The sequence below is a fragment of the Streptomyces sp. NBC_01267 genome, from assembly GCF_036241575.1.
Lineage (GTDB): Bacteria > Actinomycetota > Actinomycetes > Streptomycetales > Streptomycetaceae > Streptomyces.
The window spans coordinates 5,085,009-5,101,645 of record NZ_CP108455.1; the positions used below are offsets into that span (position 1 = coordinate 5,085,009).

The 16,637-nt window shown below is 71.6% G+C and carries 13 protein-coding genes; 9 read left to right on the forward strand and 4 right to left on the reverse strand.

Annotated features, from left to right (window positions below; all coding sequences use genetic code 11):
* Positions 1–11 precede the first annotated feature (11 nt).
* Together OG709_RS23415 and OG709_RS23420 are read right to left on the reverse strand one after the other, a co-directional pair.
* Positions 12–1,199 carry a S8 family serine peptidase gene (locus OG709_RS23415; protein ID WP_329167645.1) on the reverse strand — a complete coding sequence of 396 codons (1,188 nt, stop codon included), beginning with the start codon at positions 1,197–1,199 and terminating at the stop codon, positions 12–14.
* A 46-nt stretch (positions 1,200–1,245) separates the two neighbouring features.
* Positions 1,246–4,551: a right-handed parallel beta-helix repeat-containing protein gene (locus OG709_RS23420; protein WP_250299857.1), complete on the reverse strand. Its 3,306-nt coding sequence runs from the start codon at positions 4,549–4,551 to the stop codon at positions 1,246–1,248.
* Between the two features lie 279 nt (positions 4,552–4,830).
* Between OG709_RS23420 and OG709_RS23425 the strand changes: the two genes are divergently transcribed.
* Positions 4,831–5,199 carry an STAS domain-containing protein gene (locus tag OG709_RS23425; protein WP_266641055.1) on the forward strand — a complete coding sequence of 123 codons (369 nt, stop codon included), beginning with the start codon at positions 4,831–4,833 and terminating at the stop codon, positions 5,197–5,199.
* Here OG709_RS23425 and OG709_RS23430 read toward each other — a convergent pair.
* Positions 5,157–5,855 carry a FadR/GntR family transcriptional regulator gene (locus OG709_RS23430; RefSeq protein ID WP_266641053.1) on the reverse strand — a complete coding sequence of 233 codons (699 nt, stop codon included), beginning with the start codon at positions 5,853–5,855 and terminating at the stop codon, positions 5,157–5,159. The genes OG709_RS23425 and OG709_RS23430 overlap by 43 nt on opposite strands.
* 169 nt (positions 5,856–6,024) lie before the next feature.
* Between OG709_RS23430 and leuA the strand changes: the two genes are divergently transcribed.
* The 3 genes from leuA to OG709_RS23445 all read left to right on the forward strand — a co-directional run bounded on the left by leuA (position 6,025) and on the right by OG709_RS23445 (position 9,425).
* Positions 6,025–7,767, forward strand: coding sequence for a 2-isopropylmalate synthase (gene leuA, locus OG709_RS23435; protein ID WP_329167646.1), 1,743 nt, complete (start codon positions 6,025–6,027; stop codon positions 7,765–7,767).
* Positions 7,768–7,832: 65 nt separating this feature from the next.
* Positions 7,833–8,594: a class I SAM-dependent methyltransferase gene (locus OG709_RS23440; RefSeq protein ID WP_266641051.1), complete on the forward strand. Its 762-nt coding sequence runs from the start codon at positions 7,833–7,835 to the stop codon at positions 8,592–8,594.
* A 108-nt stretch (positions 8,595–8,702) separates the two neighbouring features.
* Positions 8,703–9,425 (forward strand): prepilin peptidase, encoded by a 723-nt coding sequence (locus tag OG709_RS23445; RefSeq protein WP_250299867.1) that lies wholly within the window; start codon positions 8,703–8,705, stop codon positions 9,423–9,425.
* 124 nt (positions 9,426–9,549) lie between these two features.
* Here OG709_RS23445 and mgrA read toward each other — a convergent pair whose 3' ends face one another.
* Entirely contained in the window at positions 9,550–10,587 is a 1,038-nt protein-coding gene (mgrA, locus tag OG709_RS23450) for an L-glyceraldehyde 3-phosphate reductase (RefSeq protein WP_266641050.1), read from the reverse strand.
* Between the two features lie 108 nt (positions 10,588–10,695).
* Between mgrA and OG709_RS23455 the strand changes: the two genes are divergently transcribed.
* From OG709_RS23455 to OG709_RS23475, 5 genes are all read left to right on the forward strand, one after another.
* Entirely contained in the window at positions 10,696–11,457 is a 762-nt protein-coding gene (locus tag OG709_RS23455) for an isoprenyl transferase (protein WP_250299868.1), read from the forward strand.
* A 486-nt stretch (positions 11,458–11,943) separates the two neighbouring features.
* Positions 11,944–13,266 carry a PhoH family protein gene (locus OG709_RS23460; RefSeq protein ID WP_284347915.1) on the forward strand — a complete coding sequence of 441 codons (1,323 nt, stop codon included), beginning with the start codon at positions 11,944–11,946 and terminating at the stop codon, positions 13,264–13,266.
* Between the two features lie 383 nt (positions 13,267–13,649).
* Positions 13,650–14,351, forward strand: a complete 702-nt coding sequence (locus OG709_RS23465) for a transglycosylase SLT domain-containing protein (protein WP_250299870.1) — start codon at positions 13,650–13,652, stop codon at positions 14,349–14,351.
* 109 nt (positions 14,352–14,460) lie between these two features.
* Entirely contained in the window at positions 14,461–15,825 is a 1,365-nt protein-coding gene (locus OG709_RS23470) for an AI-2E family transporter (RefSeq protein WP_250299872.1), read from the forward strand.
* Complete coding sequence (locus OG709_RS23475) at positions 15,822–16,586, forward strand: hypothetical protein (RefSeq protein ID WP_250299875.1); 765 nt, start codon at positions 15,822–15,824, stop codon at positions 16,584–16,586. The genes OG709_RS23470 and OG709_RS23475 overlap by 4 nt, the downstream gene beginning before the upstream one ends.
* The last annotated feature ends 51 nt before the right edge of the window (positions 16,587–16,637 follow it).

Sequence of the window (16,637 nt, forward strand, 5' to 3'; positions counted from 1 at the left end):
CCCGGAGCCCGTCAGACCCCGGCGCGCCAGCCCCGGCGGCGGGCGCGCGGCAGCACCACCGCGAAGAAGGCCGTCAGCGCGACGATGCCCGCCGCGCCCCCGGCCACCGCGACGGCGCCCGCATGGGCGCTGTCGCCGGTACTGGCCGCGAGCTGCGGGGCGGGCGCGGGCTTCGCGGGGCGGGGCGCCGACGAGGGCAGTACGGCCGTCACCGCGCCCGCCGGGTCGACCGTCCCGGCGCCCGTCAGCGCGCGGAGCCCGGGGCTCGGGTACGCCGTCGACGTCAGCCGGTCCGTGAGCTGCTGGACGGTCAGGCCGGGACGGTAGCCGTCCACCAGCGCGGCCGTACCGGCCACGAACCCGGTCGCCAGGTCCGCCCCGCTGCCGCTGAAGTGCCCGGTACCGCCGGGCCCGATGCTCATGAGACTGGTGCCCGGGGCCGCGATGTCGGGGGCCGTCGCGGGCGCGGCCTTCTGGTCGGGGCCACCCCCGGGAGCGAGCCCGGCGACAGCCAGTACGCCGGGCAGCGCCGCCGGGTAGGCGGCCGGGGCCGGGGACCCGGACGAGTCGGTGATCCCGTACGCGGGGGCCACCACGAGCACGTTCTTCCGGACCGCTTCCTGTACGGCCGAGGTGAGCGAGGCACTGCCGCGGTTCAGCGCGATCGGTACGTCCACCACCCGCGCCCCGCCGGACACCGCGGCCCGGATCCCGGCGGCCACCTTGTCGGCGGTCGCCGAACCGTCCTTGCCGGTCACCCCGATCGCCAGGATCCGCGCGTCGGGCGCGACCCCGGCGAACCCGACACCGGACTTCTGCCCGGCCGCGACGACGCCCGCCACGAAGGTGCCGTGTCCGATGCAGTCCTTCCCGGCGGTTCCGCCCGACACGACATCGGGCCCGGCCTTCACCCGCCCGGCGAGTGCCGGTGCCTCGTCGACCCCGGTGTCGACCACGGCGACGGTGACACCGGCGCCCCGGGACGACGGCCAGGCCCGGGAGGGCGCGATGAGCCGCTGGGGCCACGGGGTGAGGTCGGAGTGCTTCTTGGACGGCTTGACGCAGCCGCCCTCGGAAGGCGGACCGGCGCTGACGGAGGGGAGGCTCGGGCTGTCCGCGGCCTCGGCCGGGGAGGCTGCCGAGACGCTCACGAGGAGGGCGAGGGCGGCGGCCGGGAGCAGTGCGGTGCGGGGCGGCATGGTCATGATCCTATGACCTGTCGAAGCGCCGCCCCAGCCCCGTACTTCACCGGACCGACGAGACCACCAGATCCTCCGGCAACAGCAGCCGCAGCTCCCGCGGCCCCGCGTCCGGCATCGTGCTCAGGCGCCCCGCCTGCCGGGTCATCATCGACTCCAGCACCCGCCGCGCGAACCTCGCGTTGCCGAAGTTCTCGTCCCGCGGCACCTCTTCGAAGTACCGGGAGAGCAACTCCACCGTCTCCGGGGCACAGTCGTACCCGTCGCGTTCGCACTGCCGCCGGACGATCTCCACCAGATGTTCCGCCGAGTACGACTCGAACGTGACCCGGCGCGAGAAGCGCGAGCCAAGACCGGGGTTCGACGCGAGGAAACGGTCCATCTCCCGTTCGTAGCCCGCCACCACCACCGCCGTGTCGTCGCGGTGGTCCTCCATCAGCTTCACCAGGGTGTCGACCGCCTCCTGCCCGAAGTCCGAACCCGAACCTCCCGCCGGGGTCAGCGCGTACGCCTCGTCGACGAACAGCACCCCGCCCCGCGCCCGCGCGAAGACCTCCTGGGTGAGCTGCGCCGTGTGCCCGACGTAGCGGCCCACCAGGTCGGCCCGTGCCACCTCCACCAGCTGCCCCCGGGGCAACACCCCCATGGCGCCGAGCAGTTCGCCGTACAGCCGGGCCACCGACGTCTTGCCGGTGCCCGGCGGGCCCGCGAAGACCAGGTGGTGGCCGACCGACGGCGCGGGCAGCCCGGCCGCCCGGCGCCTGCGGGCCGTCGCCAGCAGGTTGACCAGGTCCTGCACCTGCGACTTGGCGTCCTCCAGGCCGACCAGTGCGCCCAGTTCGGCCATGATCGCGTCGAGCCGGGTGGTGTCCGCGGGCTCGCTCTCGGCCGCGCCGATGGCTGCCGCCGCCTGCTCGCCGACGTCCGAGGGGAGCAGCGTCGTCAGGTCCTCCTCGGAGACCTCCGGCATCTCGGCGAGCCGCAGCGCCTGCCGGTCGATCAGCTCCTCGAAGACCTTGCGGGCGGCGCGCGCGTTGCCGAACGACGCGTCCTTGTGCATCCGCCCGAAGTGCACGGCCAGCGCCCGCTCGGTGTCCTCACCCAGCGTGTAGCGGTTCTGCTCGCACTGCTTGCGCACGATGGTGATCAGCTCGGGGACCGTGTAGTTCTCGAACTCGACGGTACGGTTGAAGCGCGAGGCCAGCCCGGGGTTGGACGCCAGGAAGGTGTGCATCTCGGACGAGTAGCCCGCCGCGATCACGACGACGTCGTCGCGGTGGTCCTCCATCAGCTTCACCAGCGTGTCGACCGCCTCCCGCCCGAAGTCGGCGCCGGAGGACCCGCCGCCCTGGGTGAGCGCGTACGCCTCGTCGATGAACAGCACGCCGCCCATGGCCTGTTCGAAGACCTCGGTGGTCTTCATGGCGGTGCCGCCGACCACCTTCGCGACCAGATCGGCGCGGGCCACCTCCACCAGATGCCCGGAGCGCAGTACGCCCAGGGCGGCGAGGATGCTCCCGTACAGCCGCGCGACGCTGGTCTTGCCGGTGCCGGGCGGGCCCGCGAACACCAGGTGGCGTGCGGTGGCCGGGACCGGCAGGCCCGCCTCGCGGCGGCGCCGGGCCAGCCGGTTGAGATTGACCAGGGTGGCGACCTGCTCCTTGACGGCCCGCAGCCCCACCAGTTCGTCCAGCCGGGCGAGCGGCCCGCGCGGATCGCCGGGAGCGCCGTCCGGGGCGTCGGCGTCGCCCGTGATATCGGGCTCGCCGTTCTCCTCGCTGGTCAGCCGGTCGAGCACCAGCTCGCCCTCGGTGGGTGTACGGCGCACCCCCGCACCCTTGTTGCCGGTGATCGTGCACCCCGCGGCGCGCACCCGCAGCCGGCTCACGGTCCGCAGCCCGTCCCCGCCGCCCGCGGTCAGGATGCACTCGGTCAGCTCGGCCGTCGCCTCCGCCCCGATACTCGCCCCGTGCCGTCCGGCGCCCCGCACCCGGACCCGTATCGCCGTCAACCCGGCCTCGGCGCCGTCCACTTCCAGCCCGTCGCCGCCCGTTCCGTCGACCTCGCAGTCGACCAGGGTGAGGACGCCGCCCGCCACGACCGACACCCCGGCCCGCGCGGAGGACCGTACGGCCGTGCCCTGCAGAGCCGGGCGGGCGCCGTCGACGTGGACCCCGCAGCCGCCCGCCGAGGTCACCGTGGACGCCTCGATCTTCCCGTGTGCCTTGCCGCGCAGCTCGATGCCGTGGCCACCGGTGTCCGTCACCTCGACCCGTCGCAGCACCGGGTCGGCGCCCTCCGCGACGACGATGCCGTGCCCCACGACGCCGGTCACGGTGACCCGGTCGAGGCGGGCGGTGCAGCCCCCGGTGAGGATGATGCCGTCGGCCGCGCCCCCGGTGACCTCCGTACGGAGCACGGTCGTCGACGACCCGTCCTGCACGAGCAGCCCGGCCGAACGGGCCCCGCTGATCCGGGCGTCGGCGACCGTGCCCCGGGAGCGCCCGGTGACCGCGATGCCGTGGCCGCCCGGACGGTCGATCCGGATCCGGTTCAGCTCGGGGTCGGTCCCGCCGGAGAGGGTGACGCCGTGGGTCGTGCAGCCGGTGGCCGAGCAGTCGGCCAGTACGGTCTGCGCGGCCGTCGATATGTGGAAGCCGATCACACAGTCCTCGACCCGTACGTCGGTGAACCGCGTCGTGGCGTTCTCCTCCACGGCGATCCCGGGCTTCACGGTCCGCTCCACCGTGACATCCGTGAAGCTGCCGCGCGCCCGCCCGTTGGCGAGCACACCGTTGCCCCCGGCGTCCCGCACCGTGCAGCCGCGCACCTCGGTGGACGCGTCCTCGCCGACCACGATCCCCGAACTGCCCAGCCGCTCCAGCACGCAGTGCTCGACGACACTCGTCCGCGACGACAGGTCCACGATCCCGGCGCCCGCCGGATTGCTGACGGTGGTGTCCCGGATGGCGAGCGACCCCTCGTCGCGCGAGAGCAGCGCGGTCCAGGAGTTGCCGTACACCTCGCAGTCCTCCAGGGCGGCCTGACCGCGCGGCACGTCCACCACCGGCTCGTCCTCGTCCCCGCCGCCGCCCGCCACCAGCCGCAGCCCGGAGAGCTTGACGGCCTCCGCGAGCACCTGCACCGCGCTGCCGCTGCGCGGGGCGATCTCGACCGCCGAACCCGGCTCGTGGGCGACGACCGTGACCAGCTTCGTCACCACGAGGTTCTCGTCGTACCGCCCGGCCCTGACACTGATCACCGAGCCGCCGCGCGCCGCGTTCAGCGCCTCGCCGATGGTGCGGTGGTCGCCCGACCCTGCCGGGTCAACGACGATCAGATGGCGCGCCACAGCGGCTCCCTCGTGCTCGGTACTCCGGTACTCCGGTGGGCCGACGGCCGACCGACCGGGCACCATCATGCCAAGGCACGGGGTGGGGCGGCTCCCGGCCCGGGGCGTCGGACCTGCGACGTCCCGCCCGGGGCCCGTTCACCCAGCCAGGTGAATCCCGGCAAGCATGCACGTTTCTGCGCCACAGCGCTTTCTAAGGTGTGTGACGTCGCCCTGGCCCCTGCCGACTGACCGTTGATGCCGACCGATCGTCGGCGCGGATACGACCGGGGAGCTGCCATGGACGTGATGGACATGTCGGGGGCGCTGCCCGAACCCGGCCCCTGCGCCCGCAGTTACACGGTGGGGCCGTTCACCGTGGTGGAGTTCCGGGGCGAGGTCGATCTGGTCTCGGCCGACTGCATCAGGGTGCACACCGACGCCGCCACCGCGCACCGGGGCGCACGGGTGATCGTCGACCTCCGCCCCGCGACCTTCATCGACTGCGCGGCACTGGGACTGCTCTGCCGGGCCAGGCGGCGGGCGCTGGACCGCGGCGGGTCCATCGACCTGGTCTGCACCCGGCCGCTGCATCTGCGGATGCTGCGGGTGACCGGTCTGGACAGCTACTTCCGCAGCAGCGCCACCGTCGCCGCGATCTCCGCCTGAAGGACGCCGGCCGCCAGGTCCGCGTCGCCCGCCCGGACCGCCGCCACCAGCGCGGTGTGCCGTTCGGCGCCGTGGTCCGGCGTGTGGTCGCGCAGGCCCAGCAGCGACACCAGCTCCACGAGCCCTTCGCGCAGTGCGGGGACGAACCGCTCGTAGAGGTCCGTCAGTACCGGGTTGTGGGCGGCGGCGACCACCGCGCTGTGCAGCGCGATGTCCGCGTCGACGAAGGCCGCGTCGTCCGCCTCCGCTGCGGCCGTGCGCCCGGCCAGGGCCGTGTCCAGCGCGGCCAGATCGGCGTCGGTGCGCCGGGCCGCCGCCAGCCGGGCGGCCTGGACCTCGACCATGGCCCGTACCTCGTAGACATCGGTGACCGCCGCCCGGCGCAGCCGCGTCGGCCAGTCCTCGGCGGCCTCGGTGGCGACGACGAAGACCCCGGCGCCCTGCCGGGGCCGGAGCAGCCCCTGCCCCGCCAGCGCGCGCACCGCCTCCCGGACGGTGGAGCGGCCCACGCCCAACTCCTTGGCGAGGGTGGTCTCGCCGGGCAGCTTGGTGCCCACCGGCCAGTTGCCCGCCGTGATCTGTGCACGCAGGCGCTCGGCGGCCTGCTCGACCAGCGGGCTGGCGCGGAGGGCGCCCAGGGGAGGAGGTGACGACACCGGCCCTACCTCTCAGGTTGTCTGAGGAGTTGATTCGTGGTTACTGTACCCGGCATGAAGCTGCGTGGTCTCCTTCTCGGCCGCCGCGGCGGGGCCTGACGCGACCGGCACCCCGCCGCGGGGCTCGGTGCTGCCGGTCTGCGAAGGCCGACGAGAAGGAAGTCCGCTCATGCAGTTCCCGACGATCCGCACGCCGTCCGGACCGGTCCCCGCCGGCGCTCCCGGATGGAATCCCCAGCGCGCCGGCTCCATGCCGTCCCAGCGCTACCGGTCCGCCTACGAGCGGGTCTCCGTCCCGCTGACCGCAGCCGAACGCACCTGGCCCTCACGGCAGTTCGAGCAGGCCCCGCTCTGGGTACCGGTCGATCTGCGCGACGGGAACCAGGCGCTCGCCGAACCGATGGACCCGGCCCGCAAGCGCCGGATGTTCGACCTGCTCGTGGCCATGGGGTTCAAGGAGATCGAGGTCGGCTACCCGTCGGCCAGCCGGACGGACTTCGACTTCGTACGGCAGCTGGCCGAGCCGGGCGCCGTGCCCGACGACGTCACCGTCGTCGTCTTCACCGCCGCCCGCCCCGACCTCATCGAGCGCACCTTCGCCTCGGTCGAGGGGCTGCCGCGTACCGTCGTCCACCTCTACACCGCGACCGCGCCCACCTGGCGCGAGGTCGTCCTGAGGCGCACCAGGGACGAACTGGTCGCCCTCGTAAGGGAGTCGGCCGGGCAGATGGCCCGGCTGGCGGACGCCGCCGCGGGTTCCGTACGGTTCGAGTTCTCCCCGGAGGTCTTCAACCTCACCGAGCCCGACTTCGTCCTGGAGATCTGCGACGGGCTGACCGAGCTGTGGGACGCCTCCCCGGACCGGCCGGTGATCCACAACCTGCCCGCCACGGTGGAGATCGCCACCCCCAACGTCTACGCCGACCAGATCGAGTACATGCACCGCCACCTGGCCCGGCGCGACTCGGTCATCCTCTCCGTCCACCCGCACAACGACCGCGGTACGGGCGTCGCCTGCGCCGAACTCGCCGTACTCGCCGGGGCGCAGCGCGTCGAGGGCTGCCTCTTCGGCAACGGCGAACGCACCGGCAACGTCGACCTGGTGACCCTCGCGCTCAATCTGCACGCCCAGGGCATCGACCCGATGGTCGACTTCTCGGACATCGACGAGATCCGGCGCACGGTCGAGTACTGCAACCGGCTGCCCGTGCACCCGCGGCACCCGTACGGCGGCGACCTCGTCCACACCGCGTTCTCCGGCACGCACCAGGACGCCATCAAGAAGGGGATGGCCCACCAGGCGGGGCGCGAGCTGTGGACCGTGCCGTACCTGCCGATCGACCCGGCCGACGTGGGCCGCGACTACGAGGCCGTCATCCGGGTCAACAGCCAGTCGGGCAAGGGCGGCATCGCCTACCTGCTCCAGACGGGATACGGCCTCGATCTGCCGCGCCGCCTCCAGATCGACTTCTCCGGCGTGGTCCAGCGGGCGACCGACGACAGCGGCGAGGAGATCACCGGCAAGCAACTGTGGGAGCTGTTCCGTACGACGTACATCGCGCCCGGCGAGGACGGGCCGCTGCCACTCGGCGACTGGCGTACGGCCGAAGTGGCCGAGGGCGAGCACGAGTTCAGCTGCACCCTGGCCGGGCGGCCGTACCGGGGCACCGGCAACGGCCCGCTCTCCGCCTTCACCGCGGCGCTCGCCTCGGCGGGCGTCGGGACCGACATCCTGCACTACGCCGAACACGCCACCGGCGCCGGACCGGACAGCCAGGCCGTCGCGTACGCCGAGTGCCGGACCGGCGGGCGGACGTACTGGGGCGCGGGCCGGGACACCTCCGTACTGACCGCCTCGGTACGGGCGGTACTCGCCGCGGCGGGCCGGGCGGCGGAGACCCCCGGACACTGACCCGGGGCGACCCGCCGGGAAACCCGCTGGCAGGGCCGCCCCCGGCCCTGCCAGACTCGGTGACCATGTCCAGGACCTTCGAAGAGCTGGTGGCCGAGGCCGCGTCCGTGTCCGTCGACGGCTGGGACTTCTCCTGGCTGGAGGGGCGCGCCACCGAGCAGCGCCCCTCCTGGGGGTACGCCCGCGCGATGGGGGAGCGGATGGGCCGGGCCTCGGCCGCCCTCGACATCCAGACCGGCGGGGGCGAGGTGCTGGCCGGTGTGGAGAAGCTGCCGCCGGTGGCCGTCGCCACCGAGGCCTGGCCGCCGAACGTCGCCAGGGCCACCGCGCTGCTCCACCCGCTGGGGGCCGTGGTGGTGGCCGATGCCGAGGAGCCGCCGCTGCCGTTCGCCGACGGGGCGTTCGACCTGGTGGTCAGCCGCCACCCGGTGAAGGCGTACTGGACGGAGATCGCCCGGGTACTCGCACCCGGCGGCACGTACTTCTCCCAGGAAGTCGGCCCGGCCAGCGTCTTCGAGCTCGTCGAGTACTTCCTCGGCCCGCAGCCCGAGGCACGCAAGGGCCGCGATCCGCAGCAGGCGCGCGCCGAGGCGGAGGCGGCGGGTCTCGACGTGGTCGATCTGCGGCTGGAGTCCCTGCGGACCGAGTTCTTCGACATCGGGGCTGTCGTCTATTTCCTGCGCAAGGTGATCTGGATGGTGCCGGGCTTCACCGTCGAGGCGTATCTGCCGCAGCTCAGGGCGCTCCATGAGCGGATCGAGGCAGAGGGGCCGTTCGTCGCGCACACCACGCGGTTCCTGATCGAGGCCCGGCAGCCCGCCCGGTAGGACCTGTCCGGCAGCCCGCCCGGTAGGACCTGTCCGGCAGCCCGTCCGGTAGGACCTGTCAGGCCGCCCGCCCTCACCGAAACCCCACCGCGTCCGTACACTCGCCGGGTGTCCGCCGTGCTGATCGTCGTCATCGCCGCCTGCTTCGGCGCCGCCGCGGGGGTGCTGCTGCCCCGCCCCGCCTACCGGCTGGCCGTCGAGCCCGGGACCCCGTGGCAGGACACCACCCCCTCCGGGCAGCCCATCGCGGGCTGGCTCGGCCCGGCCCGCGCCGGTGACGGATGGTACGGACCCGGCACCCCGGTCACCGCCACCGTCACGGCCCTGTGCTGCGCCGCGCTCGCCGCGGCGGCGGGGCCCGTGCCCGAACTGGCCGTCTGGGTGCTGCTCGCGCCCGCGCTCGTCCTGCTGGGGATGGTCGACCGCGCGGTGCAGCGGCTGCCCGACGTCCTCACCCTGCCGATCCTCGCGGCAACCGCCGCGCTGCTGGGCGCCGCGGCCCTGGTGCCCGGCGCGAAGGGGTCCTGGACGGCGGCCCTGCTCGGCGGACTCGCCCTGGGCGGCGGGTACTTCGTGCTCTTCGTCATCAACCCGAACGGGATGGGCTTCGGTGATGTGAAGCTCGCGGCCGGACTCGGCGTGGCCCTCGGCTGGTACGGCTGGGGAGTGCTGCTGCTCGGCGCCTTCGCCGGGTTCCTCTACGGCGCGCTCTACGGCGCCGCGCTGATGGTGCGGGGGCGGGCGGGCCGTAAGACCTCGATGCCGTTCGGCCCCTTCATGGTGGCCGGGGCGTTCACCGGTCTGTTGCTGGGCGGATTCGGAGCGTCATGACGGCACGCCGTGGCAGCGAACACGACTTACGAAGGGTTATGGTGGAAACCCCCCCTCGGGCCGGTCCGTATCCCCCCCCCACGGACCGGCCCGTTTTTTTGTGCCCTGTTTCCGGGCCCGGGTCTCAGCCGCGTCCGGCCCAGATGTTGGTGCCCGCGGTGTCCACGGCGAAGGAGTCGATCTCCGCGAGCTCCTCGGCGCTGAGCGGGGCCGCCGACAGGGCCGCCACGTTCTCGTCCAGCTGCTTCACACTGGAGGCGCCGATGAGCGCGGAGGTCATGCGCGGGTCACGCAGCACCCAGTTGAGCGCCAGCTGGGCGAGGGACTGCCCGCGGCGCCCGGCGATCTCGTTGAGACCGTTGAGCCGGCGCACCACCTCGTCCGAGAGCAGGTCCGGGTCGAGCGACTTGCCCTGAGTGGCCCGCGAGCCCTCCGGGATGCCCTTCAGGTACTTGCCGGTGAGCAGCCCCTGGGCGAGCGGCACGAACGAGATGCAGCCCATTCCGGCCGTCTCCAGCGTGTCGAGCAGGTTGTCGTCCTCGGTCCAGCGGTTGATCATCGAGTACGAGGGCTGGTGGATCAGGGCGGGGACGCCCATCTCCTTGAGGATGCGAGCGGCCTCGGCGGTCTGCTCGCTGTTGTACGAGGAGACACCGACGTAGAGCGCCTTGCCCTGCTGCACGGCGGAGGCCAGTGCCCCCATCGTCTCCTCCAGCGGAGTCTCCGGGTCGAAGCGGTGGGAGTAGAAGATGTCGACGTGGTCGAGACCCATCCGCGTGAGCGAGGCGTCCAGCGAGGACAGCAGGTACTTGCGCGATCCCCACTCACCGTACGGACCGGGGTGCATCAGGTAACCGGCTTTGGTCGAAATGACCAACTCGTCCCGGTACGGTGCGAAATCCTGGGCGAAGAGCTTGCCGAAATTGAGCTCGGCGGAACCGGCCGGCGGGCCGTAGTTGTTTGCCAGGTCGAAATGGGTGATACCGAGGTCGAACGCGCGGCGCAGGATCTCGCGCTGCGAGTCGAGGGTGCGGTCGTCACCGAAGTTGTGCCAGAGGCCGAGAGAGACAGCGGGGAGCTTCAGCCCACTGCGACCGCTGCGCCGGTACTCCATGGAGTCGTACCGGTCATCAGCGGCGAAATAACGAAGAGATTCAGTCACAGGCCCTTCCCTATCACGTACTTGTGACAGGCCGGGTTGGGCCGCCGTGACCGCTGCGCAGTACTGTGGCGACTCGGGCGATTGCCATTGCACGGAGGGTTGAACTCAGTGAACTTGCGCGACCTGGTGTACGGGCTCTACGCACGTCGGGTGGAAGGCCGCCTCGACCACGACCAGGTCCCCAAGCACATCGGCGTCATCCTGGACGGCAACCGCCGCTGGGCCAAGGCATCGGGCGGCACCGCAGCTCAGGGCCACCGCGCAGGCGCCGACAAGATCTCCGAGTTCCTCGGCTGGTGCGCCGAGACCGACGTCGAGGTCGTCACCCTCTGGATGCTCTCCACGGACAATCTCGACCGCCCCGAAGAGGAGCTCGTCCCGCTCCTCGGCATCATCGAGGACACCGTCCGGAACCTGGCCGCGGACGGCCGGTGGCGGGTCCATCACGTGGGTACGCCGGACATGCTGCCGGGCGGAATCCAGACAGTTCTCAAGGAGGCCGAAGAGGCCACCGCGAACACCACCGGAATACTGGTCAACGTCGCCGTCGGCTACGGCGGCCGGCAGGAGATCGCCGACGCGGTCCGCTCGCTGCTCCACGAGCACGCGAAGAAGGGGACCTCCTTCGAGGAACTCGCGGAGATCGTGGATGTCGAGCGGATCTCCGAGCACCTCTACACCCGCGGCCAGCCCGACCCGGACCTGGTGATCCGTACGAGCGGCGAGCAGCGGCTGTCCGGATTCATGCTCTGGCAGAGCGCCCACTCCGAGTACTACTTCTGCGAAGTCTTCTGGCCCGCCTTCCGCAAGGTGGACTTCCTGCGGGCGCTGCGCGACTACGCGGCCCGCCACCGGCGCTACGGCGCCTGACGAACCCACTCCCGGCCCCTTCTCCCAGGCCCCTTCCCTCCGGCCTCTTCTTCCGCCCCTCTTCGTGTCCGTATCCCCGGTCCGTCTCCCGACGAGGCCGGGACCGGGCCGCGTTGCCCGGCATGTGACGTCCGGCACGTGACGCCTGGCACGTGACGTCCGGCACATGACGTCCGGCACCCGGCGGCCCGGTGTCCGGCGGATGAACCCACCGGCCGGACGGCCGCCCCTGGCATGACGGTGTGCGTTCGCGGGAATACCCCTTGCAGGTCGACGTCCGGTCCACGGATGTCGTATCTCAGTGAGCGGCCCAGTTCCGCTCGCCCGGGAGGCCCTTTGCACCAGGACGACCGTGCGGTGAGCGCGGGCGACGCGGAGGGCCGGGACCCGGCCTCCGTACTGGTGGAGGCCCCGCCCCGGTCCCAGCAGCCCGCGACGCCGTCGCTCCCCGACCTCAGCGCGTTCTCAGAGGGGGTACGTCCTTCCGTGGTGACCAGCACTAAGCGCCGCATGCCCGACAGGCGCACTTATGTTCTCGACACCAGCGTCCTGCTGGCCGATCCGAACGCCATGACCCGGTTCGACGAGCACGAAGTGGTGCTCCCGATCGTCGTGGTCACGGAGCTGGAGGCCAAGAGGCACCATCCGGAACTCGGATACTTCGCCCGGCAGGCACTCCGCCTGCTCGACGACTTCCGGGTGAGATACGGACGCCTCGACGCCCCGCTCCCCATGGGCGAACTGGGCGGGACCCTGCGCGTCGAACTCAACCACTCCGATCCCAGCGTGCTCCCGGCCGGATACCGGCTGGGGGACAACGACTCCCGGATCCTCGCGGTCGCGCGCAATCTGCAGGCCGAGGGATTCGACGTCACGGTCGTCTCCAAGGACCTGCCGCTGCGCATCAAGGCGTCCTCGGTGGGGCTACTCGCCGAGGAGTACCGCGCCGAACTGGCGATCACGGACTCCGGCTACACGGGGATGAGCGAGCTGACGCTCTCACCCGACCAGGTGGATCTCCTCTTCACCGAGGACACCCTGTACGTGCCGGAGGCGGCGGAGCTGCCCGTACACACCGGACTGGTGCTCCAGTCGGAGCGCGGCAAGGCGCTGGGCCGGATCACGGCCGAGGGCAATGTGCGGCTCGTCCGGGGCGACCGGGAGGCCTTCGGGCTGCACGGCCGCAGCGCCGAGCAGCGCATCGCACTCGATCTGCTGCTGGATCCGGACATCGGCATCATCTCGATGGGAGGCAGGGCGGGCACCGGCAAGTCCGCGCTGGCGCTCTGCGCCGGCCTGGAGGCCGTACTGGAACGCGGGCAGCACCAGAAGGTGATGGTCTTCCGGCCGTTGTACGCGGTCGGCGGCCAGGAGCTCGGCTATCTGCCGGGTTCCGAGTCCGAGAAGATGGGGCCCTGGGCGCAGGCGGTCTTCGACACGCTCTCCTCGGTGACCAGCCGGGAGGTGATCGAGGAAGTGGTCGGCCGGGGCATGCTCGAAGTCCTGCCGCTCACTCACATCCGGGGCCGCTCACTGCACGACGCGTTCGTCATCGTGGACGAGGCCCAGTCCCTGGAGCGGAACGTCCTGCTGACCGTGTTGTCCCGTATCGGGTCCAACTCGCGGGTCGTGCTGACCCATGACGTCGCCCAGCGCGACAACCTCAGGGTCGGCCGGTACGACGGAGTGGTCGCGGTGGTCGAGAAACTGAAGGGGCATCCGCTCTTCGCGCACGTCACCCTGACCCGGTCCGAGCGGTCGCAGATCGCCGCACTGGTGACCGAAATGCTGGAGGATGGTCAGCTCTAGCCAGGTATTGACCAGTTGGAGCCGCCCGGCAAGGCGCAGGAGCCTAGCCGGGCGGCTCTCCGTTGCGCAGCAATCTCCAGGATTCTCGTGCGCCAAACGGGGTGTGAGCTTTCCCACTCGGTGGACGTTTGCCTTGTGGCGTCCGAGTCGGGCAGAGTCTTGCTTCCGTCAGGCCCCGCATGCGGCACACGTACACCCTCAGGGGTGCAGCACCACACAACTCAACACTTGCCGCCGCATGCCGCCCGAGCACCACGCGGCACTTCCGCAAGGGAGTTGCCCACCGGGTCCGTGCCTCCCGTGACCGGTTGTTGGGGAGGACAGCGCCAGGGGCACGATTGCGTCCGCGAGGTCACGAGCGGTCGCTGCTGGAAGGAAACCGTGTGAGCCGGATTTCGGTCCGGGGATTCGCGGTGGCGTCAGCCACTGCGGTCACCACCGTAGGAGCAGTTGTCGGCGTCGCATCGGGCAGCACGATGCCCGCGGGCGACAACATCGACGCCGCCTCCGCCGCGGACACGACGACCCTCGCGGAGATCCCTGACGGCCAGCAGGCCCAGGTCGCATCGCTGACGCAGCAGGCAGACACCCAGGCGGTGCAGGCCGACGCGGCAGCCAAGAAGTCCGCGGAGGAATCGGCCCGCATCCAGGCCGCCAAGGACGCCAAGACGAAGAAGGACGCTGCCGACGAGGCAGTGGCGAAGGCCAAGAAGGAGCGCGAGAAGGCGAAGGAACTGGCAGCCAGCCGTTCCGCCACGCGTGACGCGAGCAGCTTCGCGCCGCAGAGCTCCTACTCGATCTCGCAGATCCAGTCGATGGCGCGGCAGATGATGCCGGCCGACCAGTTCCAGTGCTTCAGCAACATCGTGACCCACGAATCCGGCTGGAACTACAAGGCTGTCAACCCCAGCACCGGGGCCTACGGTCTTGTCCAGGCTCTGCCCGGCTCCAAGATGGTGTCCGCCGGAGCCGACTGGCAGACCAACCCGGCCACGCAGCTCAAGTGGGGCCTGAACTACATGAACGGCAGGTACCACAGCCCGTGTGGCGCCTGGACGTTCTGGCAGGCAAACACCTGGTATTAAAAGCGTTTTCTACGCTCAACTTCACGGAGCCCCTCGCCGTCCTTCGGTGAGGGGCTCCGTGCGTGTACGGTCGGGCTCCGGAGGCAAGCGGGCGGGGGAGAGGACCAGGATGTCGAAGCTGCCGGACTGGCTGGAGCGGGTGGGGTCCGAACTGACCCACCTGGGCGAGCGGTTGGAGGAGCGCAAGGCCGAGGCCGACGAACCCCACGGGGTGCGAGCCGTGGAGGCAGGCGAAGCCGAGGACCATCACGCCGCCCCCGGTCAGGTCCCGCCGCCCCCGGACTACGCCCCGGCCGTCGCGGCCCGGCCCGACCCCGTCGCCGCCGTTCCGTGGGGCGTACGCGTCGCGGCGGAGGCCGGCTGGCGGCTGCTCGTTCTGGCAGGCACGCTCTGGGTGTTGATGCGGGTCATCAGCGCCATCCAGCTCGTGGTCCTCGCCTTTGTCGGCGCACTGCTCGTCACCGCACTGCTCCAGCCGACCGTCGCCAGGCTCCGCCGGGCCGGGCTGCCACGCGGGCTCGCCACCGCGCTGACCGCGATCCTCGGGTTCGTCGTCATGGGCCTGGTCGGCTGGTTCGTGGTCTGGCAGGTGATGGAGAACCTCGACTCGCTCTCCAGCCGCGTCCAGGACGGCATCCAGGAGCTCAAACGCTGGCTCCTGCACAGCCCGTTCCACGTGACCGAACAGCAGATCAACGAAGTCGCCAAGAGCCTGAGCGACAGCATCGGCCACAACACCAACGAGATCACCTCGGCCGGACTCCAGGGCGTCACCGTCATCATGGAGATACTCACCGGGATGCTCCTGGCGATGTTCTCGACGCTCTTCCTGCTGTACGACGGGGCGCGCATCTGGCAGTGGGCGCTGAAGCTCGTCCCCGCCCAGGCCCGTCCCGGAGTCGCGGGCGCGGGGCCGCGCGCCTGGCGGACACTGACCGCGTACGTGCGCGGCACGGTGATAGTCGCGCTGATCGACGCGATCTTCATCGGCCTCGGGCTCTTCTTCCTGGATGTCCCGCTGGCCGTGCCGCTGGCCGTCTTCATCTTCCTCTTCGCGTTCATCCCGCTGGTCGGTGCGGTGATGTCCGGAGCTCTCGCGGTGGTCGTCGCGCTGGTGACGCAGGGCGTGTTCACCGGGCTGATGGTGCTGGTGGTCGTGCTCGCCGTGCAGCAGATCGAGGGGCACGTGCTCCAGCCGCTCATCCTGGGCCGCGCGGTCCGGGTCCACCCGCTGGCCGTGGTCCTCTCCGTCGCGGCGGGCGGCATGATCGCCGGCATCGGCGGCGCGGTGGTGGCGGTTCCGCTGGTGGCGGTCACCAACACGGTGGTCGGCTACCTCCGGGCGTACGGCAGGGACCAGGCCATCGGAACGGCGCCCACGGCGCACGCACCGGCGGGGACCGCCCCGCCCCGGCCGGAGAGCGAACCACGGCCGGACGCCGGGACGGGGTCCGCGCTGGAGGACCCGGCGTGATATCCGAGCCGGAGATAGTGGGGGACTTCGGGTCGAGCCCCGGCACGGACGTCCTGACGGGCTCCGCAGCGAGGGAGCCCCGGGAACCGCGTCCGCCCCGGCCCTGGCGCTGGGCGCTGGGCGGGGTACTGATGGCCTCGGTGGTGTGGGCGGGGGCGCTGTACGCGTACCGCCTCCAGCACGACGAACAGCCCGACACCCGCGGCTACTCGATGGGCCTGGACCTCTGCCAGGACGTGCGGCTCACCGCACTCTCCGGCGAACTGGGCAAGCGGTCGGACGACTCCCACTGGGGGAGCCGGAACCGCGCCCTCGACCTGGCCAGCTGCCATGTGCGCCTGACCCCCGCGAGCGACGGGTCGCAGCGGAAACGGGGCACACCGAGGGTGAGTTACGAGGCCGAGGTCACCGTCTCCCTGCACCGGAAAGTCGATCCCGCGCCCGAGTTCGAGGCGCAGAGCCGGAGCCGGGAGTGGTTCGCGGATGCCGGTCCCAGCAAGGTGGAGGAGGTGCCGGGGCTGGGTGACGAGGCGTATCTGGCCACCTTCGACGACGGGACCGACGCCCTGCCCAAGCTGGAGGTGCGCGACGGGTCCGTCGAGCTCACCCTGATGCTGTCCGTCACCTACAACTACGACCAGGAAGACGACCCGGCAAAGCTGGCCGAGCCGGTGGCCCCCGACATGGAAGCGTTCCAGCCGCAGATGATCGCCGACATGCGCGCCCTGATGGACCGGCTCAAACACCGACGGACCGAATGAGCGAGGGGCCCCGCCGGACGCTGCCGACGGGGCCCCTCGCCACACACACGT

Excerpts from the sequence above, each read along its gene's own strand:
- OG709_RS23470 (WP_250299872.1), top strand. The coding sequence starts at position 14,461 with ATGTCGAAGCTGCCGGACTGGCTGGAGCGGGTGGGGTCCGAACTGACC.
- OG709_RS23440 (WP_266641051.1), top strand. The coding sequence starts at position 7,833 with ATGTCCAGGACCTTCGAAGAGCTGGTGGCCGAGGCCGCGTCCGTGTCC.
- OG709_RS23415 (WP_329167645.1), bottom strand. The coding sequence starts at position 1,199 with ATGCCGCCCCGCACCGCACTGCTCCCGGCCGCCGCCCTCGCCCTCCTC.
- leuA (WP_329167646.1), top strand. The coding sequence starts at position 6,025 with ATGCAGTTCCCGACGATCCGCACGCCGTCCGGACCGGTCCCCGCCGGC.
- OG709_RS23425 (WP_266641055.1), top strand. The coding sequence starts at position 4,831 with ATGGACGTGATGGACATGTCGGGGGCGCTGCCCGAACCCGGCCCCTGC.